Below are 25,510 nucleotides of genomic sequence, written 5' to 3'. Positions count from 1 at the left end.
ATTCACGTCGTCACTCCTTCGCTGCGCAGCCGCTTCGCGTCGCGCCGCCTTTGCAGCCAGTTGATGATCTGACTGGTCTTATCGGCACGCCACCGCTCAAAACGGGTCGGGTTATGCACCACATCGGCTTGATAGAAGGACGGGCAGAGCACCGCCGTATCGGCCACTTCGCCGCAGTTGCCGCAGCCGACACAGGTTTGATCAATATGCGCCACCGGATCATCGCGCAGCGGATCGTCGAGCCGTTTCAGCGACAGTGACGGGCAGCCCGAGAGCCGGATACAGGCGTGATCCCCGGTGCAAACATCCGCATCGACGCCAAAGCGCGGCACCTCCATGCGGCGGCCTTCCTTGATCGCTTTGTTGCGCAGCGGCTTCTCGCGGCGCTGCTTGTTCAGCATACATTCCGAGGAGGCGACGATCACCTTCGGCCCTTTGTAATCGGTGGTCAGCGCCTCGCGCAGCACCTCACGCAGCTTGCCGACATCATAGGTCCGGTCGATCTGGCGCACCCATTCCACACCCACGCCCTTGAGCGCCTTAGAGATCGGGTTATTCGTCGATTTTGTGTCATTATGCGCGCGGGACGACATCACATCCTGCCCCCCGGTGGCGGCAGAATAGTAGTTGTCAACGATCACCGCCACACTGTCGGATTTGTTAAAAACCATGTTCCCGATCGAGGTCGATAACCCGTTGTGCCAGAACCCGCCGTCGCCCATGATCGAGATCACCCGTTTGTCGCCGCCGCCGTCAAAGGCGGCGTTAGAGGCCGGTCCAAGCCCGTAGCCCATGGTCGAGCCGCCGATCTCAAAGGGGGGCAGAACGCCGAACAGGTGGCAGCCAATATCTCCGGTAATCTGGTGTTTGCCCAACTCCTGCTCGGTCAGTTTCATCGCGGCAAAGATCGGGCGCTCAGGGCAGCCGGTGCAGAAACCGGGCGGGCGGATTGGCACCGTGTCGGACAGATCGGGGATCGCGGGCGCTTCGGCATTGGGGGCGCGCACCTTGCCGGGCAACATGTCTGGTGCAGCGACCTTGAGGAAATCCGTGACCCCATCGAGCAATACCTGCCCGGTGTATTCGCCAGCCATCGGCAGCACGTCTTTGCCGTGCAGCTTCACCTTGCGTTCGAGCTTGTAGAGGTAGGAGCCGAGCTGCTGTTCGATGTGATCGGGCTGGCCCTCTTCGACCACCAGAACATGATCCTTGCCTGCGCAGAATTCGTCAAACTCATCGCGCAGGAGTGGATAGGTGACGTTCAGCACATAAAGCGGCACCTCGGTTTCACCGTGGATATCGGCTAGGCCGAGACGTTGCAGCGCGCGGATCACCGAGTTGTACATCCCACCCTGCACCACAATACCCAAGGGGGCTTCTTTGGGGCCAAAGACCTCATTCAACTTGTTCTCACGAATGAACTTCTCAGCCGCAGGCCAGCGGTTCTCGATCTTGTCCTTCTCATGCAGATAGGACATCGGCGGCAGCACCACGCGGTTAAAATCCGAGCGCGGATTGGCGGCGGCCTCGGCGACGGTCAACGGCGGGCGCTGGTTGTCGCAGGTCTCAAAACTGCCCGTGACATGGCACGACCGGATACGGACCATGAGCATGACAGGTGTGTTGCTGGCCTCGCTGAGCTCAAACCCGTCCTTCACCGCCTTCGTGATGCAAGGCAGGTTCGGGCGCGGGTCAAGCATCCAAAACTGCGATTTCATTGCGAAGCCGTGAGAGCGTTCTTGCATGATCGACGAGCCTTCGCCGTAGTCTTCGCCCACGATCACCAGCGCGCCGCCGGTCACGCCTGAGGAGCTAAGGTTCGCCAGCGCATCTGAAGCCACGTTAACCCCCACCGGGCCTTTGAAGGTCACCGCACCGCGAATGGGGTAGTGCACCGAAGCGGCCAGCATTGCCGCGGCGGCAGCCTCAGAAGCGTTCGCCTCGAACCGCACGCCCAACTCCCCCATGAGCTCTTCGGCATCCGCCAGCACATCCATCAGATGCGAAATCGGCGCACCTTGATAGCCGCCTACATAGCCGACCCCGTTTTCCAGAAGAGCTTTGGTGATCGCGAGGATACCCTCACCTGTGAAGACGTCACCGTCTCCTTTGCGCAGGTGTTCCACCTCTGCCTTGAACGAACGCTCGGCCATAGGACCCTCTTAAAAATCGTGTTTTCGGATATTACGCAGCATGGTGCGCAGCGTGGCCACAAAGGCCTCTTTCTCGGCGGCGTCGATGCCCTTGAACATCGCGCCATAGGCTTCGGCCATATGCGGCCAGAGCCGGGCATAGGCATCGCCGCCCTTTTCAGTCAGGTAGACGCGGGTTGCGCGGCTGTCGGCCGCGTCAGTCTCACGCCGCACCAAACCGTCGCGCACCAGCGCGTCCAGCGCGCGGCTCAGCGTAGATTGCTGAACCACCGCATAGACGGCCAATTCACGGATCAAGATCCCATCCGTGACCGAAAGCACCGCCAAGGAGCGCATCTGCGGCGTGGTCAAGCCAAGCGCCGCCATCTCGGCTGACAGGGCGGCATTATACCGCCCCATGATCCGGTTCATCAGATAGGGCGCGAAGTTATCGAGCCCCATCTGATCGAGCGGCGCATTCTCCGCCTTGGTGAGTGGCGTATCCGTCACCGATCAGCCCTTCGGCACCAGCGCCAGCGCCCGAATGGGGCTGCCGGTGCCGTTTTTGATCTTCAACGGTGCCGCAATCAGGATCGCGCCTTTGGGCGGCAGTTTGTCGAGGTTGGCAAGGCTTGCCAGACCAAAACAGTTGTTCTTGTGCAGCAGGTTATGCGCCGGGTACGGCGGCTCCATCCCGCCCGCTTGGCCCGCGTCGGTGCCGATGCATTGGGTGCCCCAACCAACAATCTTTTTGCTCATCAGATATTCAATCGCATCCGGGGTCGGTCCGGGGCTGTGGGGGCCGGTCTCATCCGCGTTGAGGAACCGCGCTTCGTCGTTCACATGGCTGTCCCAATCGGTGCGCATGACGACCCATTCGCCCTCGCCAATCTCGCCATACTCGGCCTCCCATTCCTTGATGCCCTTGGCGTCGAGCAAAAAGTCAGGGTCTTCTTGGGACTGTTGCGAACAGTCGATCACATTCACCGGCGCGACGAGGCGTTGCACGTCAAGCGTATCGGTGAACCCGTCTTCGTAATCTTTGCCGGTGATCCAATGGTGCGGCGCGTCGAAATGCGTGCCGGAATGCTCGCCCAAGACCATCCAGTTCCACGCAAAGAACGGGCCGTCTTCATCATATTCGCTGATCTTGTGGATCTCGACTTTCGGCGTCGGCTTGGCAAAATCGGCTGGCAGTTGCAGGATCGGCGTATCCGGCCCCAAAACACCAGAACAGTCCACCACTTCGACCCCGCCAGAGGCGAGCATCGCCCCGAAATCTCGCATTAAATCTGTTGCACTCATCTCAATTTTTCTCCCCAAATTGGCGCACCCGCTCCCGGTGCGTTGATCCCTGAGAGGATGCTAGTCAAATTTATATGCGTTTGCAATTATCTTCTTTGAAATGACTGTCCGGCAACGCAAAAGGCCCGCCGCAGATGCGACGGGCCTGCCCAGCCGGGGAGAGGTGGCCGGGAACTTAGGCCGCGTATTTGGCGACCGCGCCGCCTTGCTTGCTCCAATCGGCATACCAAGTGCGGAACAGCTTATACTGCGCCTCGGCATAGCCGCGTTGGCTGTCGCTCAGCGCGTCGGTCTCGTTAAAATGCAGCGCATATTCTGCATGGCCTTCGAGCACCATCAGATGCTTATAATAAAGCACGAGATCGGGACCCTCATCAAAGGAGGACAGAACACCAAGCGCCGCATCCAGTTCCTGCGCCCGCTGGCGCGCTTCGGCATCGCCCGCCGCTGCGGCTTGGCTAAGGGCCACCAGATGCAACACTTCGCGCGGCAACACGTTGCCGATGCCAGTGATGGCGCCCGTGGCACCGCAGTTGACGAAACCATGGAAAACAGTGGTGTCGACGCCAATCATCAGCGTCACGTCATCATCGCGGCTGGTGATGTTTTCAGCCGCATAGCGCAGGTCGTCTGCGCCGCCGAACTCCTTGAAACCGACGAGGTTCGAATGCTCGGCCCGCAGCGCAAAGAAGAGATCAGCGCGGGTGGCGAAACCATAATAGGGGCTGTTGTAGATCACGGCCGGAAGATCCGGCGCGGCGGAAAGGACAGCTTTGAAATGATCCTTTTGGGCAGCGACCGAAGTACCACGCGACAGGATGCGCGGGATCAACATCAAACCTTTTGCACCAACTTTCTGTGCATGGGCTGCGTGCTCGGCGGCCAGCTTGGTGTTCACAGCACCCGTACCAACAACGACCGGAACGCCCGCGTTGACCAAGCGTTCAACGCCTTCCATCCGCTCAGCATCGGTCAGCAGCGGCCAATCACCCATTGAGCCGCAGTATACGACCGCGCTCATACCATCGGCGATCAGCTTTTTGCCCATGCGCACCAGTGCATCGAAGTCGGGTTTGCGGTCTTCAGTGCAGGGGGTCATCAGGGCCGGGATGCAGCCGGAAAAAATCGAAGGGTTCATTTATCTCTCCATCATAGAAACCGGCTGCGTTGTTGCCGGGCTTGCCTGCATTTTAATGATTGTATTTTATTTGTCGACAAAAAATCTTTCCACGAGGCATGCTTTCTAAATTACGACATCACTACAGTAGCTTAGATGTCGATATGTTGCCGCCGGTCGCGTGAAATCAGCGCCTGAATCTGCCGCACGATTTGGTCGGCATGGGTTTTCGCCAGAGAATCCGCACGAGAGATATCGCGGGCTTCAATGGTCGCAATCAGGTCTTCATGCTCTTGCGCATACTCATTCGGGAGCTGGTCGTCGAAAGACTGGTAGTACATCCGCAGAAGCCGCCGCCCCTCATCCAAAAGCCGAAGGCAGAGCGATTCGTAATAGGGGTTACGCCCCGCGCGGGCGATCTCGGCGTGGAACTCTCGATTTGTGGCAATCATCGACAATGCATCTTGTGCCTCTACCGCCTTTGCGAACTCAGCCTGTCGAGCGCGGATAGCGGCCATATCTGCGGGCGTATGAAACTGTGCCGCAAGCCGCGTCGTGACGCGGTACATCAATGTCATCGCATCGAAAAAGGTGTGCAGATTCATGAAGTCGATGTTCGACACCACGGTTGAGCGGTTGGGCAGCGTGGTCACCAGCCCCTCGCTCGCCAGTCGCACCAATGCCTCACGGATCGGGGTGCGCGACATCGACAACCGCTCGGAGAGGCGAATCTCGTCGATGGGGCTCCCGGGGAGCAGGGTTAGGTCAAGGATTTCATCGCGTAAGATCGAATAGACAAATTGCGCCCCGGACCCGCGTTTGCGCTCTGCCGATTTAGGTTTGCTGGTCATGGGGTTATGCCGCCCTTTCGAAAATCTTGGCTCCCTTTTGATAAAGCAATAAATCGACCGCCCTTCAATAGCGCTGTCGCGGAGAAAGCGCTCCCACCCCCCTCAATTCATCCTTTCACAAATACCGTCCGCGCTCTCAACCGGGTGCCGTCCTTTCCAGTTGAACGCGCAGATAGCCTTGAAAAATCGCTTAAAAATTAAGCTGAACCGCGGAAACAACAGGCTCAAACCGACGCAACAGATTGAGCGGAAAGGACTCTTTTAAAAACTGAAATCCCCGGATTGACAGCGAGAAACATGCAACCGCATACTCGACCAATCTCATATTGGTTTAAGAAAGCGGTCCATTGCCCAACCCTGACACCGGTTCCGACAAGGTTTTACTCGAAGTGCGCGACTTCAGCTTGCGCTTTCGTGGCCTGCCGAGCGACCAGATCAATCACGTCAATTTCTCGGTCAGCCCCGGCAAGACGCTCTGCGTTGTCGGAGAAAGCGGCTGCGGCAAAAGCGTGACTTCATTGGCGATGATGGGGCTCTTGCCTGCAGGTGCTGCGACGATCCGGTCGGGGGAAATGATCTTTGAGGGGCAAAAGCTCGACCTTGCGGATCACAGGGCAATGCGCAAGCTGCGCGGCAGCCGGATGACGATGATCTTTCAAGAGCCGATGACCTCGCTCAACCCTGCGTTCCGCATTGGCGACCAGATTGCCGAAGCCGTGCTGGCCCATAGCGATGCCAGCAAATCCGAGGCCGAGGATAAGGCACTGGCGATCCTCAAGCGGGTCGGCATTCCCGCGCCGGAAAAGCGGATGCGGGATTATCCGCACCAGCTGTCGGGCGGAATGCGCCAGCGGGTGATGATCGCCATGGCGCTGGTGAACGACCCCGCACTACTGATCGCAGATGAGCCGACCACCGCGCTTGATGTGACCATTCAGGCGCAGATTTTGGAATTGATCCGCGACCTTCAGGCCGAGACCGACATGGGCACGATCATGATCACCCATGACCTCGGCGTCGTCGCCGAAATCGCTGATACCGTGGCCGTCATGTATGCCGGCACCATTGTCGAAACCGGTCCGGCGGAGCGTATTTTTAACGATCCGCAGCACCCCTACACAATCGGCCTTATGTCTTCGATCCCGCAGCTGAGCGGTCCGCGTGGGCGTTTGGCCACCGTGCCGGGCATGGTGCCGACGACGCAGAATATGCCCGAAGGCTGCCGATTTGCCACGCGCTGTCCCTTTGCACAGCCGGTCTGCGCCAAGGAGCCGCCGCTTGCCCCGCTTGAGGGCGGGCACGCCGTGGCCTGTCACTTCGCCCCGCTGGAAACCCATCTGGAGCAGAGCGCATGAGCGACCATATCCTCAAGGCGCGCGCGCTGAAAAAACACTTCAAGACTGGCGGCGGCATGCTGGCTGCAAGCGGCACCGTGAAGGCCGTCGACGGCGTGTCCTTCGACGTGCGGCGTGGAGAGACATTTGCCATCGTCGGCGAGTCCGGCTGCGGCAAATCCACCCTCGCGCGGCTCTTGATGCGACTGCTGACGCCGACCGAGGGCGATGTGCAGTTTGACGGTGCTGACGTGCGCAGCCTCGCTGGGCGTGATCTGACGGCGCTCCGCCGCGACATGCAGTTCATCTTTCAAGATCCTTTTTCCTCGCTGAATCCGCGCATGAGTGTCGGCAAGCTGGTCGGCGAACCACTGGAGACGCATTTCCCGAAAATGTCCGCCGCTGATCGGCGCGGCAAAGTGGCAGAACTGCTGGCCAAAGTTGGGCTGCGCCCCGAACACGCCGAACGTTATCCGCATGAGTTTTCCGGCGGTCAGCGCCAGCGGATAGGGATCGCCCGCGCGCTGGCCTCGGCTCCCAAGCTGGTGATCGGGGATGAACCCGTCTCGGCGCTTGACGTGTCGGTGCAAGCGCAGGTGATCAACCTTTTAAGCGATCTGCGCGATGAGTTGGGTCTCACGCTGGTCATCATCGCGCATGATCTGGCCGTGATCCGCCACATGAGCGACCGCGTGGCGGTGATGTATCTGGGGCAGATCGTCGAACAGGGCGATGTTGACACGGTCTACAACCACCCGCGTCACCCCTATACCCGCGCCCTTCTGTCGGCCATTCCGGTGGCCGCCCATGGTGCGCGCACGCCCCAGACGGCGCTTGAGGGCGAGATGCCCAGCCCCGCAAACCCGCCCTCGGGTTGCCGCTTTCACACCCGCTGCCCCTATGCCAAAGAGCGCTGCGCGAGCGAGCCGCCTGCCCTGCGCGAAGCCGATGCCGGCAACGGCCATATCGCCGCCTGCCACTATTTCGAAGAGATCGCCGCCGCCACGCCGGATATTGGCCTTGCCGATGTGCCCGAACGTGCCCCCGGTGCCGCCGCGCGCTTTGCGCTTTACGAAGATGCCATGCGGGACCGGACAACACTCCGCCCCCGCCAAGACCAACAATAACAGGCTGAACCAGACCAAATGAAACGACAGGAGAGTTCGATATGACACTGACCAAAATGACCCTTGCCGCCGCGCTTTTGGGGGCCACGACCCTCGGCGCTCAAGCGGCTGACCTGCGCATCGCGCTGCAATCGGATGCCGATGTGCTGGACCCCGACCAGTCGCGCACCTTTGTGGGGCGGATCGTCTATACGTCGCTGTGCGACAAGCTGGTGGACATCACGCCCGGCCTTGAGATCATCCCGCAGTTGGCCACCGAGTGGTCCTTTTCCGAGGACGGCAAGCAACTGACCATGAAGCTGCGCGACGATGCGGTCTTCCACGATGGCACGCCTTTCAATGCCGAAGCCGTGGCCGCCAACATCGACCGCAGCCAGAACTTAGAGACCTCGCGCCGCAAGTCCGAGCTGAGCTCGATCACCGGTGTTGAAGTGCTGGGCAGCCACGAAATCCGCTTTGATCTCGCCGATGCCGACGCTACGCTGATGGCCCAACTGGCTGACCGCGCGGGCATGATGGTCTCCCCCACCGCCGCCGAAGCGGCTGGCGATGACTTTGGCCTCGCGCCGGTCTGCTCGGGCCCTTACCAGTTCAAAGAGCGCGTAGCTCAAGACCGCATCGTGCTGGAAAAATTCGCCGACTATTACAACGCCGACGAATACCACTTCGATACCGTGACCTACCTGCCGATCCCCGACACCACCGTGCGTCTGGCAAACCTGCAATCGGGTGACGTCGACATGATTGAGCGTCTGGCCGCGACCGATCTGGCGCAGGCCGAAGCCGATGATGGCATCCAAGTCGAAAGCGCCGTGTCGCTGGGCTATCAGGGCATCACGATCAACGTGGCCAACGGCGACAAGGGCGACAACCCTTGGGGCAACGACAAGCGTCTGCGCCAAGCGCTAAGCTATGCGGTGGACCGTGAGGCGATCAATCAGGTCGTCTTTAACGGCGCATTCGCCGCGGGCAACCAGCCCTTCCCGCCAAACTCCCCTTGGTACAGCACCGATTTCGCCGTGCCCGAGCGTGACGTAGAGAAGGCCAAAGCGCTGCTGGCCGAAGCGGGCTTTGCCGATGGCATCAACCTTGAGGTGCAGGTGCCCAACACCACGATCCCGCTGCAACTGATGCAGGTCGTGCAATCCATGGCGGCTGAGGCGGGGATCAACATCTCAATCACCTCCAAGGAATTCGCCACCCTGCTGGCCGACCAATCTGCGGGCGATTATCAGGCGAGCCAAATCGGTTGGTCTGGTCGCGTGGACCCGGATGGCAACATCCACCAGTTCATGACCACCGAAGGCGGCATCAACGATTCTAAATACTCTAACCCGGAAGTGGATGAGCTGCTCGACAAGGCGCGCAAGTCCAACGATCAGGACACGCGCCGCGAAAGCTACACCGCCGCACGGGCCATCCTGAACGACGAGATGCCGATCGTGTACCTTTACCACGAGACGTGGATCTGGGCGCTGGACTCCGGCATCTCCGGTTTCACCCCCTATCCTGATGGCATGATCCGCCTTGAAGGTATGAAAAAAGAAGAAAGCTAAACCTTCTTCATCCGCACCGCCGGGCTGGTCCCGGCGGTGTCCCTCCCTCTGAGCGAGACGTTTTAAAATGCTGTCCTTCATCCTGCGCCGACTGGTGATCGCGATCCCGACGATCATCCTGATCTCGGTCTTTGTCTTTACCTTGCAAAAGCTGCTGCCGGGCGATCCGGTGCTGGCCATGGCCGGCGAAGAACGCGACCCGCAGGTGCTGGAATTTCTGCGCGAGAAATACCGCCTAAACGATCCCATTCCAGTGCAATACTTCACTTGGATCGGCAACGCGCTGACCGGGGATCTGGGCATCTCGCTGCGCACCAACCAGCCGGTGCTGGAGCTAATCGGACAGAAACTTCCCGTGACGATCCAGCTGGCGACGATGGCGATGATCTTTGCCATGGTGATTGGCATCCCTGCGGGCATCTTCTCTGCCGTCAAGAAGGGAACTGTCACCGACTATATCGCCAATGTCGTGGCCCTGTCGGGCCTGTCGATCCCTAACTTTTGGCTTGGCATCATGCTGATCCTGCTGGTGTCGGTGAAATGGAAACTGTTGCCCGCCTCTGGCTATGTGCCGCTGAGCGAAGACCCCATTCGCTCAATCACCGTCATGCTGATGCCCGCCTTCGTGCTGGGCACGGCGCTTGCCGCGACGCTGATGCGTCACACCCGTTCCGCCATGCTGAGTGTGATGAGCAGTGATTACGTCCGCACCGCCCGCGCCAAGGGTCTGGTTGAGCGCAAAGTGATCCTGAAACACGCCTTTCGCAACGCGCTGACACCGATCGTTACCCTGACCGCCCTGCTCTTTGGTGAGCTGATCGCCGGGGCCGTGCTAACTGAGCAAATCTTCACCATTCCCGGCTTTGGCAAGCTTGTGGTCGATGCTGTATTCAACCGCGATTACGCCGTGGTGCAGGGGATCGTGCTGGTCACCGCTGTCGGCTTTATCTTTATGAACCTGCTGGCCGATGTCGCCTATGTGCTGCTGAACCCCCGCCTGAGGAAGCAATAATGGCTCAACCTGCCACACCCATCACCATTGACGCCGAAAGCGCCGCTGATCCCGTCCTCTCGGCACGCCCTGAAAACCGCGTCTGGAAAAAGTTTCGCAACCATCGCAGTGCCATGCTGGGCGGGGTGCTGGTGGTATTCTTCTGCGCTATTGCATTGCTGGCGCCCATTCTTCCGATCCCCGACCCCTCTGCGACCGATTGGGGCGCGGTGCGCAAAGCGCCCTCGGCGGCGCATTGGCTAGGCACCGATGAATTGGGCCGCGATGTGCTGTCGCGTCTGATCTGGGGGGCGCAGGCCTCTTTGCTGGCGGGTGTCGTTTCGGTCGCCATCGCGCTTGGCCTTGGCGTGCCATTGGGCATCATCGCGGGCTATTTTGGCGGTTGGACCGATGCGGTGATTTCACGCTGCACCGAAGCTCTGCTGGCTGCACCCTTCTTGATCCTTGCCATCGCCCTGGCGGCCTTTTTGGGGCCAAGCCTGACCAACGCCATGATCGCTATCGGCATCTCGGCCACGCCGGTCTTTATCCGTCTGACGCGCGGTCAGGTGCTAAGTGTCGCTGCCGAAGATTACGTCGAAAGCGCGCGCGCCATTGGTCTCAGCACGCCGCGCATCTTGCGCCGCTATATCTTTCCTAACGTCCTGCCACCCGTGCTGGTGCAGGCCACGCTGACCGTAGCGACCGCGATCATCGCCGAAGCGTCGCTGTCGTTTCTTGGCCTCGGCCAACAGCCGCCGTCCCCCTCTTGGGGATCAATGCTGAACACGGCGAAAAACTTCCTCAATCAAGCGCCTTGGATGGCGCTCTGGCCCGGCATCGCGATCTTTATGGTTGTGCTTGGCTTTAACCTTCTTGGCGATGGGCTGCGCGATGCGCTGGACCCGCGCGAACACTGACCGGAGACGACATGACCACCTTTACCACCCGCCCCGAGATCCGAGGCTCCTTCGGTGTCACCACCTCGACCCATTGGATTGCCTCGACCGTCGGTTTCGGCATTTTGGAAAAAGGCGGCAATGCCTTTGACGCCGCCGTGGCTGCGGGTTTCGTTTTGCAGGTGGTCGAGCCGCATTTGAACGGCCCAGCTGGCGATTTGCCGATCATCTTTCACGACGCGGAGAAGAAAGAAACCAAGGTCGTCTGCGCCCAAGGCGTCAGCCCCGCCGCGGCCAAGCTAGAGCATTTCGAGGAGCTGGGGCTCAAACTGATCCCCGGCTCGGGCCTTTTGTCGACAGTGGTGCCCGGTGCCTTTGACGGCTGGATGCTGATGCTGCGCGACCATGGCACGATGGGCCTGCGCGATGTGCTGCAACCGGCGATCGACTATGCCCGCGACGGCCACCCGGTGCTGCCGCGCGTGTCGAACACCATCAAGGGGCTGGCCGAGTATTTCGCCGCCGAATGGCCCACCTCCGCCGCCGTGTGGACGCCGGGTGGCAAGGCCCCTGAGCCAAACGCCAACTTCAAAAATCCCGATCTGGCCGCCACCTATGAACGGTTGGTAATCGACGCCGAAGCCGCAGGCGAGGACCGCGCAACGCAGATCGAGGCCGCGCGGAGGATCTGGTCCGAAGGTTTCGTGGCGGATGCGATCTTTGACTACCTCGACGACGCCTGCGTGCATGACGTGTCAGAGCAAAAGAACAGCGCCCTGCTGGCGCGCGAGGACATGGCCAAATGGCAGGCCAGCTATGAAGACACGCTCAGCTATGAGTACCACGGCTGGACGGTGCATAAGACCCACGCATGGTCGCAGGGGCCTGTGTTTTTGCAGACCCTCGCCATCCTCAAACATTTCGATCTTGCCGCAATGGACCCGATGGGCGCCTCCTTTACCCATACGGTGATCGAGGCGATGAAACTCGCTTATGCCGACCGCGAGGCCTATTACGGCGACCCAGAACAGAGCATCATCCCAATGGAAGAGCTGCTCTCTGACGCCTATAACGCGGAACGCGCGAAGCTGGTCAATGGGAATGCTTCGCTTGAGCAACGCCCCGGCGTGATTGCGGGGCTGGAGCATCTGGCCGAGCGTTATATCGAACGCGCTGCCCGTGATTTCGGCATCAAGAATGCCGCCCCCCAAGAGCCCACCATGGCGCATCTGACCGAGAAGCGCGGCGATACTGTGCATCTTGATGTGATCGATCGTTGGGGCAATATGGTTTCGGCCACGCCTTCGGGCGGGTGGCTGCAAAGCAATCCGGTCGTGCCGGGGCTTGGCTTTCCGCTGAACTCGCGCGCGCAGATGTTTTGGCTTGAACGCGGTTTGCCCACCTCCCTCGCCCCCGGTCGGCGTCCGCGCACCACGTTGACCCCCTCCTTTGCCGAACATTCGGACGGGCGGCAGTTGGTCTTTGGCACACCGGGTGGCGACCAACAGGACCAATGGCAACTGATCTGGTTCCTGCGCTTTGTGCATCACGGGCTCGACCTGCAAGAAGGCATGGACGCGCCGTTGTTCCATACCATGCATTTCCAAAGTAGCTTCTTCCCCCGCCAGGCCCTGCCCGGCGAGATGATGATCGAACCCAATGTCGGGCCTGCGGTCATCGACGGGCTGCGCGCGCGGGGCCATATCGTCACCGTGGCCGAGCCGTGGTCAGTGGGGCGCATGACCGCCGCGCTGCGCCACCCCGATGGCAGCCTTCAGGCCGCCGCGACCCCCCGCCTCATGCAGGCCTATGCCGTAGGACGTTGACCCATGACCTATTCCATCATCGCCCGTGACCCCGACACCAAAGAGATCGGCATCGCCGTCGCCAGCCGCTTTTTCGCCTGCGGGGCTGCCGTGCCCTATATCGGACGCCGTGTTGCAGTGGCGACGCAGGCTTTCGTGAACCCGCTTTGGGGGACCGAAGGCCGGCGCATGTTGGAAGGCGGCGACCCTGCCGAAGCGCTGCTGAAGGAATTCGCCGCACGCGACGCGGGACGCGATATCCGCCAGTGCCACATGCTCGACGCGGATGGGAATTTCGCGGCCCACACCGGCGTGGGCTGCGTCGATTGGGCCGGGCACCGCGTCGGCGACATGCATTCCGTCGCAGGCAATATGCTGACCGGGCCGGAGGTGGTGGAGGCCACGTTTGAAACCTATGCCGCCCGCAGTGATCTGCCGATGGCCGAGCGTCTGCTCGCTGCCATGCGTGCGGGCGAAGAGGCGGGCGGCGACAAGCGCGGGCGTCAAGCGGCGGGGCTGGTGATCCACCGCGGGCAGGACCACGCCTATCTCGACCTGCGCGTCGACGATCACGGCGATCCACTCAGCGAACTAGACCGGCTGCTTGAGGTCGCAGGTGAGCGCTATCTGCATGTGGCCGAGGCGATGCCGAGCCTTGAGAATTTCTCAGGCACCTCGGACCGCGGCCCCATTGATGCAGCCATCACGCAGGCCGAAGAGGCACGCAAGGCAGCGGGGAAACCCAGCCGGTCACTGGCGACAGATTTAGAGATAAAGAAAGATTAACCCGATGAACGCGCTCGATTTTGGCCAGCTTCTGCCCCTCCTCGCTATTGCGGTGACCGCCGGTATTTTTGGCGGTATCCTTGCGGGTCTGCTTGGCGTGGGCGGTGGCATCGTGATTGTCCCTGCGCTCTATCTTGCCCTGTCGACGGCGGGGATGGACCCGGCGATTACAATGCAGGTAGCCGTTGGCACCTCGCTTGCGACCATTGTCTTTACCTCGCTGTCTTCGGGCTATGGCCACTTCAAACGCGGCGCGATTGATATGGACTTGCTGAAACTCTGGGCGCCCTCGCTTTTGGTTGGCGTTGTCATCGGCGCGCTTTTGGGGGGCTATGTCTCGGGGCTGATCCTGGTTGCTGTCTTTGCCACCGTCGCAGCCCTCGTCGCCATCGACATGATCTTTCGTAAAACGAAGGACGACCCCACGCCGCGCGGCTTTGCCAAACCGATCTGGGCCGTTCTCGGCGTGATCACGGGCGGGCTTTCGGCGATGATGGGCATTGGAGGGGGCACCATCGGCGTGCCGTTGCTGAACTTTCTGGGCTATGACATCCGCCGCGCCGTTGGCACCTCTGCCGCGATTGGCTTTATCATCGGGCTGCCCGGTGCGGTGGTCTATGCGCTGACCGGGCTCGGGGCCGAGGGGCTGCCGCCTTTCTCACTTGGCTATGTGAACCTTGCCGCTGCGGCGATCATCATCCCGCTGACCAGCAGCTTTGCCCATGTCGGTGTGAAATTGGCACATAGCATCCCGCGCCGCGCGCTTCGGTTTGCCTTCGGAATTTTCCTGATGATAACATCACTGCGTATGTTGTTTGATCTATTCGAAGCGTTTTCCAAGTCATGAACCAAAACCCCCAGACCGCCCCAAGAGAAGACGAATTGGCCGAACGGCTGCGCGGGGCGATCCGACAGGGGGATATCTTGAACGACGGGCGCATGCCGCCCGAGCGGGCACTGGCGGAACATTTCGGGGTGAGCCGCGCGCGGCTGCGGTTGGCGCTTGGCCTGCTGCAAGAGGATGGCACGATCTACCGCCGTCATGGTCAAGGCACTTTCGCCACGCCGCCCCCTGCCACCAATGCCGACAGCCTGCGCCACCTCGCACGGCAGGTGACGCCAAGCGACGTGATGGAAGTGCGCCTTGAGGTCGAACCCGCCCTTGCTGCCCTCGCCGCCGACCGCGCCCGCCCGCAAGAGATCGAGCGCTTGGATCAGTTGATGCGCGCCACGCTGAACCTCAGCGACCCGGACGCCTATGAAGCCGCGGATGACATGTTCCACTATAAGATCGCCGAGATGGCCCGAAATCCGCTGTTTCTTACCGTCTACGAATCCATCCGCGCAGTCCGCCGCGAAGTGGCTTGGACCTCACGCCGCCGCACCTATCACGCGCCCGAAACACTCCAGATCCTTGGTGAGCAGCATATGACGCTGAACGACGCCATTGCGCGGCGCGACTCTCTCGGCGCAGCCTCGGCGATGGAACAGCATTTGCTCACGGTTTCCAAAACCCTGCTGCGCGACCGGGTGCGCAAGATCGAAATTGATCTCTGAAGCCCCCGTTTCGACAGGTTAAATCACGCTCGGGCGCGCCCCTCATTCTCCCGGTGGGCGTGACGGCTTTGTGACAAAATAGTCCGACCACGCACCAGTATAGCTTGCAAACGAAACTGTTCGATGTTCGTATCTGCGCATTATTGTATTCCGCGCCAGATGCGTGGATTCTCAGGGAGGAGAACGCAATGTCTCACAAATACCTATTCGCCGCAGGTCTCACCGCGGCCTTCACATTCACCGGCGGGCTCGCCTTCGCGCAAGAAGACTGCGAGCGCGGCACCTTGGACAAGATGTTCTGCGATGCCGATGGTGATCTGGTCGCCGATGCGCCCACCGATCCCGAAATGTTGAAAGACCCTTCAACACTGGTTTTCGCCTATACCCCCGTCGAAGACCCGGCCATCTACGAAGACATTTGGACCCCCTTCATCGACCATCTCGAAGAGGTCACCGGCAAGGACGTGCAGTTCTTCGCCGTGCAGTCGAACTCCGCCGAGGTTGAAGCCATGCGCTCGGGTCGTTTGCATATCGCTGGTTTCTCCACCGGGCCGACCCCATTTGCTGTGAACCTCGCGGGCGTCGAGCCTTTCGCCATCATGGGCGCGGATGACGGTCAGTTCGGCTATAAGCTTCAGGTCTACACCCAAGCCGACAGCGACATCAAAGAGATGAAAGATCTCGCGGGTAAGCGCATCGCGCATACTTCGCCCACGTCGAACTCCGGCAACCAAGCGCCGCGCGCGCTCTTCCCCGATCTGGGTGTTGTGCCGGATCAGGACTACGAAGTGACCTATTCGGGCAGCCACGATCAGTCTATGCTGGGTGTTGTCGCAGGCGACTATGACGCGGCCCCGGTGGCCTCCGAAGTGGTGGACCGCATGGCCGAGCGTGGTCTCTACGACCCCGAGGAGGTGCGCATCATCTGGGAAAGCGACCCCTTCCCGACAACCTCTTACGGCGTGGCACATGACCTCGCGCCCGAGCTGAAGGACAAGATCAAGGAAGCGTTCTTCTCCTTCGACTTCGAAGGCACCGCACTGGGTGAGGAATTCGCGGGCGTGAGCAAGTTCGTCCCGATCACCTACAAAGATCAATGGGCGGTCATCCGTCAGATCCAAAAGGCGAACGGTGTCGAGTACACGCCCCAAGGTCTCGCCGCCGAATAATCGTTTAACGTCGGGGCCGGCCAATGGGTCGGCCCTGCACACAAGGTATCCTACATGTTGAAAATTACCGACCTCGTGAAGCGCTATGGCAGCGGTGATCCGGTGCTGAAGAACCTCGACCTGACGATTGAGGGCGAAAGCGTCGTGTCGATCATCGGCTCATCGGGCGCGGGCAAATCCACGCTGCTGCGCTGCATCAACCGATTGGTGGAGCCGACTTCGGGGTCGATTGTGCTGAACGGCACCGAACTCACCAACCTGCGCGGCAAAAACCTGCGCGCGGCGCGGCGCAAGATCGGCATGGTGTTTCAGGGGTTCAACCTTGTCGACCGTCTGACCGTGATGGAGAACGTGCAGTCGGGCCGTTTGGGCTATATCTCAACATGGTCAGCCGTGACCCGCCGCTATCCCAAAGAAGACATTCGCCGCGCTTTCGAACTGATGGAACGTGTTGGCATCGCTCAATACGCCAACACCCGCGCCGACCAACTATCGGGCGGTGAGCGCCAGCGTGTCGGCGTGGTTCGCGCCCTGATGCAAGACCCCGACATTCTACTGGCCGATGAACCGACCGCATCGCTTGACCCAAAGACCTCCGAGCAGATCATGGGCCTCTTGCGCGATCTGGCGGGCGAGTTGAAATTGCCTGTCCTAATCAACATTCACAACGTGACCGAGGCCAAGGAATACACCGACCGCATCGTCGGCATGCGCTATGGCCGGATCATCTTCGACGACGTGCCCGCGCAGTTGGACCAAGCGGCGATGGATCAAATCTATGCAGGCAGCCCCCATGCGGACCGCGCCAAAGATGGGGCCGCCGCATGAGCGCCCCCCGCGATACATGGAAAAGGCCGCCCTTCATCGCCAACCCGGTCCTGCGGTGGGCGGTGATCTTGGGCGCCATCGCCTATTTCGGTTGGGTCGGTCTGACCATGCCGATCGATTGGAACCGCGTGGCCGAAGGGCTGGGCCGCGCCGGGCGCATTTTTGGCGGGGCCTTTCCGCCCAGCTTTGAACGCTCCGGCCTGCTGATCGACGGCTTTCTCGAAAGCCTGAAGATTGCCATTCTCGCCACGGCGGGCGGGGTGCTACTGTCGATCCCCATCGCCTTTATGTCGGCGCGCAATGTGGCCCCAAAGCCGATCTTCTATCTGGGCCGCGCGATCATCATCGTGGCGCGCAGTTTCCACCCGGTAATCGTGGCGATCCTTTTCGTTAAAGCCGTGGGCTTCGGCCCCTTCGCAGGCGTTCTGACGCTGATCGTATACTCCATCGGCTTCGTCGCCAAGATGCTGGCTGAGCGCATCGAAGAGATCGACTTCGGCCAAGTCGAAGCAATGCGCGCCGCGGGTGCGCCCTATTTCTCTACCCTGAGCTACGCAATCTTCCCGCAGATCATGCCGCGCCAGATCGGCCTCACAATCTACCAACTCGACAGCAATCTGCGCGCCTCGGCGGTGGTGGGCATCGTTGGCGCCGGCGGCATTGGGGCGACGCTCGCCAACGCTTTCGGGCGTTATGACTACGACTTCGCCCTTGCCATCACCATGGTCATCGTCGGGGTGATCCTCGTCTCCGAAGCCGTCAGTGGCGTGATCAGAAAGCGCATCCAATGACGACCCTGGCAGAGAAATTCGGTCGCGACGACTGGACCCGCTTCACCCTGCGCCAACGTATGACGCGTTATGCCGTGATCTTTGGCTGTGCGCTGGCCATCGCATGGGCGCTGACCTCAATCGAGGTCATCTGGCCTTGGGTCTGGGGCGCGCCGGAGCAAATTGGTGACCTCTTTGGCCGCATGTATCCGCCCGACCCCAGCAACCTTGAGACCATTCTCAAAGTGCTTTGGGACACGGTGAACATCGCCACTTTCGCCACGAGCTTCGCCGTGATCCTGTCACTGCCGGTGGCCTATATCGCCGCGCAGAACACCACGCCTAATCGCGCCACGCTTTGGCTCGGGCGGCTGATCCTCGTGACCTCGCGTTCGGTGAATACGATCATCTGGGCGCTGCTCTTCGTGGCGATCTTTGGCCCCGGCGTGGTCGCCGGCATCCTTGCGATCATGTTCCGCTCCATCGGCTTTGTCGGCAAATTGCTGGGCGAGGCGATCGAAGAGATCGACAAACGCCCTGTCGAGGCGTTGGAGGCCACAGGCGCGTCGCGTTTCAAGGTCATCGCCTATGCCATCGTGCCCCAAGTCATGCCGACCTTCTGGGCTGTGGCGATCCTGCGGTGGGACATCAACCTGCGCGAATCCACCGTTCTGGGCCTCGTCGGCGCGGGCGGCATCGGGATCATCCTGCAAGGGGCTATCGACACCTTTAACTGGCCCGAGGTCGCCACGATCCTCATCGCGATCATCGTGCTGGTGATTATCGGCGAGGTCATCTCGGCTTATCTGCGCCGCCGCATCTTGTGAGTGTCGGGATCGATCCCGCGCAGGCGCTGGCCGAATACCAGCGCCTGCGCCCCCGCCTGCCTACTTGTGACAAGCATGGAGCGGGTGAGGAGGCAGCACGTTTTCTCGACATTATCGCCCCCTATGACCTGATCTTGTTCGATGCTTACGGCGTGTTGAATGTTGGCGAGACAGCGATCGACTGTGCCGCCGAGACCATCGCGGCCCTGCGCGCCATGGGCAAGGCAGTCTCGGTCGTGTCGAACTCCGCCGCCTACCCCAAGGCGCATATGATGGAGCGTTACGCGCGGCTCGGGTTCGATTTTACGCATGATGAGGTGTTTACAAGTCGCGACGCACTGCTTGACCGCGTGGCGGAAGAGCCTAGGCGGCACTGGGGTGTGATGCTTAACCCCGTCAAGGACATGGCAGAGTTCGCGGCACTTGGCGCGACCGTTTTGGCAGATAATCCTAAGGTCTATGAGCAGGTTGAAGGTTTCCTTCTGGTCGGTGCAGACGGCTGGACCGACGCGAGACAACTGCTGCTCGAGACCAGCCTCGCCCGCCACCCCCGGCCCGTCTTCGTCGGCAACCCCGATCTTGTTGCGCCGCGCGAAGATGGTCTGTCGCTTGAACCCGGCTGGTTCGCGCATCGGTTGATCGACGCGACCGGTGTCCCGGTGCATTTCTGCGGCAAGCCCTTTCCGGATATTTTCGAACTCGCCCTCGCGCGACGCAGCACCATCGACCCTGCCCGCGTGCTGATGGTCGGCGACACGCTTCACACCGACATTCTTGGCGGTGCGCAGGCAGGCTTTGCCACGGCGCTGGTCACCGGTCACGGCTCTCTTTTAGGCTTGGACGTTGGCGCGGCAATCAGGGGCTCTGGTATCACGCCCGATCATATCGTTAGGGAGATTTAGGCGCCCCAGACTGGGGAAACATTGTCTACAAAGCGCTTCCACCCCATTGCCATTTTAACGATCCGCCGCTAGCAGTTTTCATGACCTTGTTAATAAGTTCGCTGGAGGATACAAAATGTTCAAAATCACGAAGCCCACGGCAATTATCGCCACTTTGGCCGCACTCACCGGAGGAGCACTGAGCGCGCAAACCGAAGTGAAAATCGGCTATGCCCTTGCCCCCGACAGCCACTACGGCGTCGCGGCGCAGAAGTGGCAGGAAGTCGTCGAAGCTGAGACCGACGGGAAGTTCAGCTTCCGCCATTTCCCATCCTCCGGCCTGGGCGGTGAGCGCGAAGTGGTCGAAGGTTTGCAGCTTGGCACTGTTGAGGCGACCATCGTCTCCACCGGCACGCTCAGCAACTTTGTCCCCGCCACCGGCGTGACCGACATTCCCTTCCTGTTCCGCAGCCTTGACCACGCGCGCCGCGTGCTCGACGGCCCAATCGGCCAAGATATCCTTGCCGAGTTTGACGGCGCGGGCATGGTAGCGCTGGCGTGGGGTGAGCAGGGTTTCCGCCACATCACCAACAACCGCAACGCGATTGAGAACCCTGAAGATATCGCAGGCATGAAGCTGCGCACCATGGAAAACCCGGTGCACCTTGATGCCTTCAACGCCGCCGGTGCTGCGCCAACGCCAATGGCATGGCCCGAGGTCATCAGCTCGCTACAGCAAGGCACCATCGATGGGCAGGAAAACCCGCTGTCGGTGATCGTGTCAGTCAAGCTGGACGAAGTGCAGAAGTATCTGACGCTGTCGGGCCATGTGTATTCGCCCGCGATGTTGCTGGTCAGCAAACCCTTCTGGGAAGGTCTTTCGGACGAAGACAAGGCCGCTTTTGAGAAGGGCGCGACCGAGGCTGTGGCTGCCATGCGCGGCTTCGTCGATGATGTCGAGCAAAGCGGCGTCGCGACGCTGAAAGAGCGCGGCATGGAAGTCAACGAGCTGACCGAAGAGCAAAAGGCGACCTTCCGCGCCTCGATCGAGAGCGCCTATGAAGGCTACTATGAGACCTACGGTAAAGAGCTGATCGACCAGATCGCCGCGACTGAGTAAGCGCGACAACATTCGAAAAACGGCCGGGAGCAGCGCTTCCGGCCGTTTTGCACGGGAAGGAAAACCATGCGCAGATTGGAACAGCTATTCGTCAGGTTGAATGCCGCCGTGGTGATCGCTTGCTTGACGGGGATGGTCTTGGTCGTTGGGGCCAATGTCGCCCTACGGTTCAGCACCAATCATTCGCTGTCATGGTCTGATGAGGTTGCCCGCTATCTAATGATTTGGATGACATTCCTCGGCGCAGGTCTCGCCCTGCGGCAGGGCGGCCACGTCGCGATTACCAATTTACATGATGTGATGAGCACCCGGACCCAGCGGATATTGCGCGCAGCGATCGTCGCGATTTTGTTGTTTTTCTTTGCTTATATGGTGCAGGTCGGCTGGGACTACATGCAGCGCGCGCAATATCAAATGTCCCCCGCGCTGCGGCTGTCATTTCGCTATGTCTATGCTGCCATGCCGGTGGGTTTCATTCTGCTGATCGTCCATCTGCTGATCATCGCCAAGTCATTCATTATGGCGGGTCACTACCACCACGCCAACTGCGAGACCGAGAGCATGCCGGGGGCCGCCAATGGCTGAAATTCTGTTCCTGTCGCTTTTTGTCCTGATGGTGCTGGGGCTGCCGGTGGCCTTCGCCATGGCGATCTCGGTCTTCGCGGCGATTGGCCTGGGAAGCTCCTATCCGCAGATCGTCGTGGTGAAAGAGATGTTCTCGGGTCTCGACAGCTTCCCCCTGCTGGCGGTTCCCTTTTTCATCCTTGCCGCTGAGATTATGACCGGCGGCGCGATCACCCACACTCTGCTGCGCTTTGCCGCCCAGTTTGTCGGCCATCTGCGCGGCGGGTTGGGCTATGCCAATGTGATTTCCTCGACGATGTTCGCGGGGATCTCTGGCTCTGCTTTGGCGGATGCCGCCGGACCGGGGGCGATGATGATCCGTATGATGGAAAAAGGCGGCTATGACCGGCCCTATGCCGGGGCGCTGACGATTTCGTCGGCCGTGGTTGGGCCGATTATACCACCGTCGATCGTGATGATTATCTACGCATTGCAGGATCAGGAAGTGTCCGTCGGATCGCTGTTCATGGCGGGTGTCATTCCGGGGCTTTTGCTCGCCGTTGGCAGCCTTGCCGCCAATGGGTGGGTCAGTTGGAAACGCGACTACCGCAGCGATGAGGCGCGGCCCGACCGAGCGCAGATGTGGCGCAATACCTTCATGGCGCTGCCTGCGCTTGGGCTGATCGTGCTGATCGTCGGTGGCATTCGCGGCGGCATCTTCACCCCGACTGAGGCGTCGGTCATCGCGGTGTTCTATGCGCTTTTCTGCGGGTTCTTTGTCTACCGCGCGCTGCATCTGCGCGATCTGCCCGGCCTGATCCTGCGCGCCGCGCTAATCTCTTCGGCAGTGCTTTTAATCCTTGGCGCCGCGCGGGCCTTTGCATGGGTTCTGGTGATCGAAGGCGTGCCGCAGTTTCTGGCCGAGACGATCATTTCATGGGAGTTGTCGCCGATCTTGTTCCTCTTGGCGGTTAACGTGTTGCTGCTGCTCTTTGGGCTATTCATGGACCCGCTGCCGGGGGTGATGATCTTGGTGCCGATCTTGGCGCCGATCAGCCACGCGCTCGGCATTGCGCCGGATCATTTTGCGATTGTGGTGATCGTGAACCTGACGCTTGGGCTGACAACGCCGCCGGTGGGGAGCTTGATTTTCGTGGTATCTTCGGCGGTGAACCTGCGCCCCGCTGCGCTGATCCGTGAAATGCCGCCGTTCTTTTTGGCGAACTTTTTGGTGCTGATGCTGCTGACCTTTGTGCCAGCGATTAGCACTTGGCTGCCGAAAATCAGTGGCTTCTAAAATGGCCCGCCCGGCGGTGAGGCCGGGCGGCGTTCAAATCATTCCGTTTGGATCCATACCGCCTTTGTATCTAAATACGCATGAAGGTGCTCGATCCCGCCTTCCTTGCCATAGCCAGACATCTTCAGCCCACCAAACGGCACCGCGGGATCAATCGCGTGGTACATGTTCACCCAGACCGAGCCTGCCTTGAGGCGCTTCACCGTCCGGTGCGCTGTGCTGAGGTCGCGCGTAAAGATGCCCGCCGCCAAACCATAGGGCGTCGCATTGGCCCGCGCGATCACCTCTTCCATCGTGTCGAAAGGCAGGACCGAGATGACGGGGCCAAAAATCTCTTCGCGCGCGATGGTCATGTCGTCGGTCACGTCGGCAAAAATCACCGGTTCAAGGAAGTTACCCCCGGCATAGCTCTCCCCCTCGGGCCGCGCGCCGCCGGTGACCAGCCGCGCGCCTTCGGCTTTGCCCGCAGCGATATAGCCCTCGACCTTCTCAGCCTGCACGGCATTGATCAGCGGGCCGAGGTCCGTGCCGTCGTCCAAGCCGTGTCCGATCTTCAGCCCACGTGCAAAGGCGGCCAGCTTCTCGATGAACTCATCCTGAATCTCTCGCGCCACGAACAGCCGCGAGCCCGCGATGCAAATTTGCCCCGAATGCGCATAGACCGCCATTGCCGCCACCGGCACGGCCTTATCGATATCGGCATCCTTGCAGATGATCAGCGGAGATTTCCCCCCCAGTTCCAGCGTGATCCGCTTAAGGTTTTCGACCCCGGCGCGGGCGATTGTCTTGCCCGTGGCGGTCGAGCCGGTGAAGACCACCTTGTTGACGTCCGGATGCTCGGCCAGACGCGCGCCCGCTTCGCGCCCCGTGCCAGTGACCACGTTGACCACCCCATCGGGCACACCTGCCTCTTGCATCAATCGCGCGATCAGCAACGGGGTCAGCGGCGCGTCTTCGGAAGGTTTTAGAACGACGGTACAGCCCGTCGCCAATGCTGGGGCGATCTTCCAGATCGAGGCCGCCGTGGGCGCGTTCCAAGGGATGATCGCCCCCACCACGCCCACCGGCTCACGCGTGGTGAAAGAGAACATCGACTGCGAGACCGAATTTTCAATCACATCGCCGTGCAGCGCCACAGCCTGGCCCGCGTAGAACCGCAGCATCCCGATCACTCGGCGTTTGTTGCCCAAGGTCCGCGCCAACGGCAGGCCCATGTCGGCGGTGTCAGAGACGCAGAGCTTCTCCCAATCCCGCTCCATCACATCGGCGATGCGCAAGAGCACCTCTTGCCGGTCGTAGGGCGTGAAGGTTGACCACTCCCCCTCAAACGCCCGGCGCGCGGCGGCGACGGCTGCATCGACATCCTCGGCCCCACCACGCGGTACCGTCGCCAGCGCCCGGCCCGAGGCGGGATCGATCACATTCAGCACCTCCCCCGACAGCGCGGGCACATCCTTGCCGTCGATGAACATCGGACAGAACTGCCCGTGGTAGAGGGTCTCGGCGATCTGGTGGGGGTCGAAGGTCAGGGTCATATCAGCCTCATTCAATCAATGGGTCATTCCTATCAACCGTTGTGTCGGTTTCAAATATACAAAGCCCTGTTTGGCCGAGAAAATCCGCCTCATCTGCGTTGCACCGTGGCAGGCCGCGCGGTAGACCTTTCCCCATGGGAACCGCGCACAGAGGTGGCGGTGGCAGGCGAAGGAAAATCCATGAAAATCGGTATGATCGGTGTCGGCCTGATGGGCCATGGCATTGCCCGCAACGTGATGCGGCGTGGTGGTTTTGCGCTTGGCTATTTCGACCATCCCGGCAACCAGTCGACTGATGAGTTGGACGGTCTGGGGGCCACAGCCTTCGACAGTCTGAGCGATCTCGCCACTGCTTCCGACGTGATCATTCTCTGTGTCACCGGCTCCCCGCAGGTCGAAGCGATCCTGACTGGCGAGGGCGGTGTGATCGCGGGGCTAAAGCCCGGCGCGGTTGTGGTCGATTGCTCCACCTCCCTGCCCGCCTCGACGCTGAAGATGGCCGAAGCGGTCAAAGCGGCGGGGGGCGATTTCGTCGACGCACCGATGACCCGCACCGCGCAATTCGCCCATGAGGGGAAGCTGAACCTACTGGTCGGGGGGGACGCGGCGGTGGTTGAGAAAGTCTCTCCGGTGCTCGCCTCCTTCACCGAAGAGGTCAAACATGTGGGAGAGGTCAGCGCAGGCCACCGCCTGAAACTTCTGCACAACTATGTCTCTGTAGGCTTCATGTCCCTGCTCGCCGAAGCCGCCGCGCAATCAGCAGATGCAGGCATTGATCCGCAAAGTTTCGTGGATGTTTTGGCCAATGGCGGCGGTGCCAGTGTCGCGCTTGATCGGCTGTCGCCCTTCATCGTAAACGGCAACCGCGAGGCGCTGCCCTTTGCGATCAGCAATGCGCTGAAAGACTTTGACTACTACCGCCAGATGTCTGCCCAAGCAGGTGCGCAGGTTGAGATTGCCGACGGGGTTTACAGCGCCTTGTCTAAGGTCGTCGAAAAGGGCGCGGGCGAAGCCTATGTACCTGAACTGGTTCAGCATTTCCGCAAGGGTTGAGGGTCG

24 protein-coding genes are annotated in these 25,510 nt (G+C 60.7%); 18 read left to right on the top strand and 6 right to left on the bottom strand.

Annotation, left to right across the window (positions count from 1 at the left end; translation table 11 throughout):
* Positions 1 to 2: 2 nt before the first annotated feature.
* The 5 genes from DSM14862_RS19045 to DSM14862_RS19025 all read right to left on the bottom strand — a co-directional run bounded on the left by DSM14862_RS19045 (position 3) and on the right by DSM14862_RS19025 (position 5,405).
* Entirely contained in the window at positions 3 to 2,153 is a 2,151-nt protein-coding gene (locus DSM14862_RS19045) for a thiamine pyrophosphate-dependent enzyme (RefSeq protein ID WP_243254626.1), read from the bottom strand.
* Between the two features lie 9 nt (positions 2,154 to 2,162).
* Positions 2,163 to 2,594 carry a MarR family winged helix-turn-helix transcriptional regulator gene (locus DSM14862_RS19040; RefSeq protein WP_243254634.1) on the bottom strand — a complete coding sequence of 144 codons (432 nt, stop codon included), beginning with the start codon at positions 2,592 to 2,594 and terminating at the stop codon, positions 2,163 to 2,165.
* 51 nt (positions 2,595 to 2,645) lie between these two features.
* Positions 2,646 to 3,437 carry a cyclase family protein gene (locus tag DSM14862_RS19035; protein ID WP_040702036.1) on the bottom strand — a complete coding sequence of 264 codons (792 nt, stop codon included), beginning with the start codon at positions 3,435 to 3,437 and terminating at the stop codon, positions 2,646 to 2,648.
* A 175-nt stretch (positions 3,438 to 3,612) separates the two neighbouring features.
* The gene (locus tag DSM14862_RS19030; RefSeq protein WP_007121336.1) at positions 3,613 to 4,575 is read right to left on the bottom strand and encodes a dihydrodipicolinate synthase family protein; all 963 of its coding nucleotides are present in this window, start codon (positions 4,573 to 4,575) and stop codon (positions 3,613 to 3,615) included.
* Positions 4,576 to 4,706: 131 nt separating this feature from the next.
* Entirely contained in the window at positions 4,707 to 5,405 is a 699-nt protein-coding gene (locus tag DSM14862_RS19025; RefSeq protein WP_007121337.1) for a GntR family transcriptional regulator, read from the bottom strand.
* A 347-nt stretch (positions 5,406 to 5,752) separates the two neighbouring features.
* Between DSM14862_RS19025 and DSM14862_RS19020 the strand changes: the two genes are divergently transcribed.
* The 17 genes from DSM14862_RS19020 to DSM14862_RS18940 all read left to right on the top strand — a co-directional run bounded on the left by DSM14862_RS19020 (position 5,753) and on the right by DSM14862_RS18940 (position 22,916).
* Entirely contained in the window at positions 5,753 to 6,760 is a 1,008-nt protein-coding gene (locus tag DSM14862_RS19020) for an ABC transporter ATP-binding protein (protein ID WP_007121338.1), read from the top strand.
* Positions 6,757 to 7,866, top strand: coding sequence for an ABC transporter ATP-binding protein (locus DSM14862_RS19015; RefSeq protein ID WP_007121339.1), 1,110 nt, complete (start codon positions 6,757 to 6,759; stop codon positions 7,864 to 7,866). Before DSM14862_RS19020 ends, DSM14862_RS19015 begins: the two co-directional genes overlap by 4 nt.
* Before the next feature lie 41 nt (positions 7,867 to 7,907).
* Positions 7,908 to 9,422 carry an ABC transporter substrate-binding protein gene (locus DSM14862_RS19010; RefSeq protein WP_243254625.1) on the top strand — a complete coding sequence of 505 codons (1,515 nt, stop codon included), beginning with the start codon at positions 7,908 to 7,910 and terminating at the stop codon, positions 9,420 to 9,422.
* A gap of 67 nt (positions 9,423 to 9,489) precedes the next feature.
* Positions 9,490 to 10,434: an ABC transporter permease gene (locus DSM14862_RS19005; protein ID WP_007121231.1), complete on the top strand. Its 945-nt coding sequence runs from the start codon at positions 9,490 to 9,492 to the stop codon at positions 10,432 to 10,434.
* Positions 10,434 to 11,333 (top strand): ABC transporter permease, encoded by a 900-nt coding sequence (locus DSM14862_RS19000; RefSeq protein WP_007121232.1) that lies wholly within the window; start codon positions 10,434 to 10,436, stop codon positions 11,331 to 11,333. Before DSM14862_RS19005 ends, DSM14862_RS19000 begins: the two co-directional genes overlap by 1 nt.
* A gap of 11 nt (positions 11,334 to 11,344) precedes the next feature.
* Positions 11,345 to 13,138 carry a gamma-glutamyltransferase family protein gene (locus tag DSM14862_RS18995; RefSeq protein WP_007121233.1) on the top strand — a complete coding sequence of 598 codons (1,794 nt, stop codon included), beginning with the start codon at positions 11,345 to 11,347 and terminating at the stop codon, positions 13,136 to 13,138.
* Between the two features lie 3 nt (positions 13,139 to 13,141).
* Entirely contained in the window at positions 13,142 to 13,903 is a 762-nt protein-coding gene (locus DSM14862_RS18990) for a DUF1028 domain-containing protein (RefSeq protein ID WP_007121234.1), read from the top strand.
* Positions 13,904 to 13,907: 4 nt separating this feature from the next.
* The gene (locus DSM14862_RS18985) at positions 13,908 to 14,750 is read left to right on the top strand and encodes a sulfite exporter TauE/SafE family protein (protein WP_007121235.1); all 843 of its coding nucleotides are present in this window, start codon (positions 13,908 to 13,910) and stop codon (positions 14,748 to 14,750) included.
* Positions 14,747 to 15,460 (top strand): FadR/GntR family transcriptional regulator, encoded by a 714-nt coding sequence (locus DSM14862_RS18980; protein WP_007121236.1) that lies wholly within the window; start codon positions 14,747 to 14,749, stop codon positions 15,458 to 15,460. Before DSM14862_RS18985 ends, DSM14862_RS18980 begins: the two co-directional genes overlap by 4 nt.
* Positions 15,461 to 15,648: 188 nt before the next feature.
* Entirely contained in the window at positions 15,649 to 16,629 is a 981-nt protein-coding gene (phnD, locus tag DSM14862_RS18975) for a phosphate/phosphite/phosphonate ABC transporter substrate-binding protein (protein WP_007121237.1), read from the top strand.
* 54 nt (positions 16,630 to 16,683) lie between these two features.
* Positions 16,684 to 17,457: a phosphonate ABC transporter ATP-binding protein gene (gene phnC / locus DSM14862_RS18970; protein ID WP_243254624.1), complete on the top strand. Its 774-nt coding sequence runs from the start codon at positions 16,684 to 16,686 to the stop codon at positions 17,455 to 17,457.
* On the top strand, positions 17,454 to 18,248 hold the full coding sequence (gene phnE, locus DSM14862_RS18965) for a phosphonate ABC transporter, permease protein PhnE (protein ID WP_007121373.1): 795 nt from the start codon (positions 17,454 to 17,456) through the stop codon (positions 18,246 to 18,248). The genes phnC and phnE (DSM14862_RS18965) overlap by 4 nt, the downstream gene beginning before the upstream one ends.
* Complete coding sequence (phnE, locus tag DSM14862_RS18960; protein WP_007121374.1) at positions 18,245 to 19,054, top strand: phosphonate ABC transporter, permease protein PhnE; 810 nt, start codon at positions 18,245 to 18,247, stop codon at positions 19,052 to 19,054. The genes phnE (DSM14862_RS18965) and phnE (DSM14862_RS18960) overlap by 4 nt, the downstream gene beginning before the upstream one ends.
* A complete protein-coding gene (locus DSM14862_RS18955) occupies positions 19,051 to 19,956 on the top strand; it encodes an HAD-IIA family hydrolase (protein WP_007121375.1) in 906 nt (301 codons plus the stop codon). Before phnE (DSM14862_RS18960) ends, DSM14862_RS18955 begins: the two co-directional genes overlap by 4 nt.
* 115 nt (positions 19,957 to 20,071) lie before the next feature.
* Complete coding sequence (locus DSM14862_RS18950) at positions 20,072 to 21,055, top strand: TRAP transporter substrate-binding protein (RefSeq protein ID WP_007121376.1); 984 nt, start codon at positions 20,072 to 20,074, stop codon at positions 21,053 to 21,055.
* A 66-nt stretch (positions 21,056 to 21,121) separates the two neighbouring features.
* On the top strand, positions 21,122 to 21,640 hold the full coding sequence (locus DSM14862_RS18945) for a TRAP transporter small permease (RefSeq protein WP_007121377.1): 519 nt from the start codon (positions 21,122 to 21,124) through the stop codon (positions 21,638 to 21,640).
* Positions 21,633 to 22,916 carry a TRAP transporter large permease gene (locus DSM14862_RS18940; RefSeq protein WP_243254623.1) on the top strand — a complete coding sequence of 428 codons (1,284 nt, stop codon included), beginning with the start codon at positions 21,633 to 21,635 and terminating at the stop codon, positions 22,914 to 22,916. The genes DSM14862_RS18945 and DSM14862_RS18940 overlap by 8 nt, the downstream gene beginning before the upstream one ends.
* 38 nt (positions 22,917 to 22,954) lie before the next feature.
* Here DSM14862_RS18940 and DSM14862_RS18935 read toward each other — a convergent pair whose 3' ends face one another.
* A complete protein-coding gene (locus DSM14862_RS18935; protein ID WP_243254622.1) occupies positions 22,955 to 24,451 on the bottom strand; it encodes an aldehyde dehydrogenase family protein in 1,497 nt (498 codons plus the stop codon).
* A gap of 180 nt (positions 24,452 to 24,631) precedes the next feature.
* Here DSM14862_RS18935 and DSM14862_RS18930 point away from each other — a divergent pair, with 180 nt between their 5' ends.
* Positions 24,632 to 25,504 carry an NAD(P)-dependent oxidoreductase gene (locus tag DSM14862_RS18930; RefSeq protein WP_007121367.1) on the top strand — a complete coding sequence of 291 codons (873 nt, stop codon included), beginning with the start codon at positions 24,632 to 24,634 and terminating at the stop codon, positions 25,502 to 25,504.
* Positions 25,505 to 25,510 lie beyond the last annotated feature (6 nt).

Source organism: Sulfitobacter indolifex, from assembly GCF_022788655.1.
Classification (GTDB): Bacteria; Pseudomonadota; Alphaproteobacteria; order Rhodobacterales; family Rhodobacteraceae; genus Sulfitobacter; species Sulfitobacter indolifex.
This window is presented reverse-complemented; position numbering and strand designations above follow the sequence as displayed.

Excerpts from the sequence above, each read along its gene's own strand:
- DSM14862_RS19005 (WP_007121231.1), top strand. The coding sequence starts at position 9,490 with ATGCTGTCCTTCATCCTGCGCCGACTGGTGATCGCGATCCCGACGATC.
- DSM14862_RS18990 (WP_007121234.1), top strand. The coding sequence starts at position 13,142 with ATGACCTATTCCATCATCGCCCGTGACCCCGACACCAAAGAGATCGGC.
- DSM14862_RS18995 (WP_007121233.1), top strand. The coding sequence starts at position 11,345 with ATGACCACCTTTACCACCCGCCCCGAGATCCGAGGCTCCTTCGGTGTC.
- phnC (WP_243254624.1), top strand. The coding sequence starts at position 16,684 with ATGTTGAAAATTACCGACCTCGTGAAGCGCTATGGCAGCGGTGATCCG.
- phnE (WP_007121373.1), top strand. The coding sequence starts at position 17,454 with ATGAGCGCCCCCCGCGATACATGGAAAAGGCCGCCCTTCATCGCCAAC.
- DSM14862_RS18945 (WP_007121377.1), top strand. The coding sequence starts at position 21,122 with ATGCGCAGATTGGAACAGCTATTCGTCAGGTTGAATGCCGCCGTGGTG.
- DSM14862_RS19025 (WP_007121337.1), bottom strand. The coding sequence starts at position 5,405 with ATGACCAGCAAACCTAAATCGGCAGAGCGCAAACGCGGGTCCGGGGCG.
- DSM14862_RS19015 (WP_007121339.1), top strand. The coding sequence starts at position 6,757 with ATGAGCGACCATATCCTCAAGGCGCGCGCGCTGAAAAAACACTTCAAG.
- DSM14862_RS18950 (WP_007121376.1), top strand. The coding sequence starts at position 20,072 with ATGTTCAAAATCACGAAGCCCACGGCAATTATCGCCACTTTGGCCGCA.
- phnE (WP_007121374.1), top strand. The coding sequence starts at position 18,245 with ATGACGACCCTGGCAGAGAAATTCGGTCGCGACGACTGGACCCGCTTC.
- DSM14862_RS18935 (WP_243254622.1), bottom strand. The coding sequence starts at position 24,451 with ATGACCCTGACCTTCGACCCCCACCAGATCGCCGAGACCCTCTACCAC.
- DSM14862_RS19000 (WP_007121232.1), top strand. The coding sequence starts at position 10,434 with ATGGCTCAACCTGCCACACCCATCACCATTGACGCCGAAAGCGCCGCT.
- DSM14862_RS19035 (WP_040702036.1), bottom strand. The coding sequence starts at position 3,437 with ATGAGTGCAACAGATTTAATGCGAGATTTCGGGGCGATGCTCGCCTCT.
- DSM14862_RS19045 (WP_243254626.1), bottom strand. The coding sequence starts at position 2,153 with ATGGCCGAGCGTTCGTTCAAGGCAGAGGTGGAACACCTGCGCAAAGGA.
- DSM14862_RS18930 (WP_007121367.1), top strand. The coding sequence starts at position 24,632 with ATGAAAATCGGTATGATCGGTGTCGGCCTGATGGGCCATGGCATTGCC.
- DSM14862_RS19010 (WP_243254625.1), top strand. The coding sequence starts at position 7,908 with ATGACACTGACCAAAATGACCCTTGCCGCCGCGCTTTTGGGGGCCACG.
- DSM14862_RS18980 (WP_007121236.1), top strand. The coding sequence starts at position 14,747 with ATGAACCAAAACCCCCAGACCGCCCCAAGAGAAGACGAATTGGCCGAA.
- DSM14862_RS19040 (WP_243254634.1), bottom strand. The coding sequence starts at position 2,594 with ATGGGGCTCGATAACTTCGCGCCCTATCTGATGAACCGGATCATGGGG.
- DSM14862_RS19030 (WP_007121336.1), bottom strand. The coding sequence starts at position 4,575 with ATGAACCCTTCGATTTTTTCCGGCTGCATCCCGGCCCTGATGACCCCC.
- DSM14862_RS18985 (WP_007121235.1), top strand. The coding sequence starts at position 13,908 with ATGAACGCGCTCGATTTTGGCCAGCTTCTGCCCCTCCTCGCTATTGCG.
- DSM14862_RS18940 (WP_243254623.1), top strand. The coding sequence starts at position 21,633 with ATGGCTGAAATTCTGTTCCTGTCGCTTTTTGTCCTGATGGTGCTGGGG.
- phnD (WP_007121237.1), top strand. The coding sequence starts at position 15,649 with ATGTCTCACAAATACCTATTCGCCGCAGGTCTCACCGCGGCCTTCACA.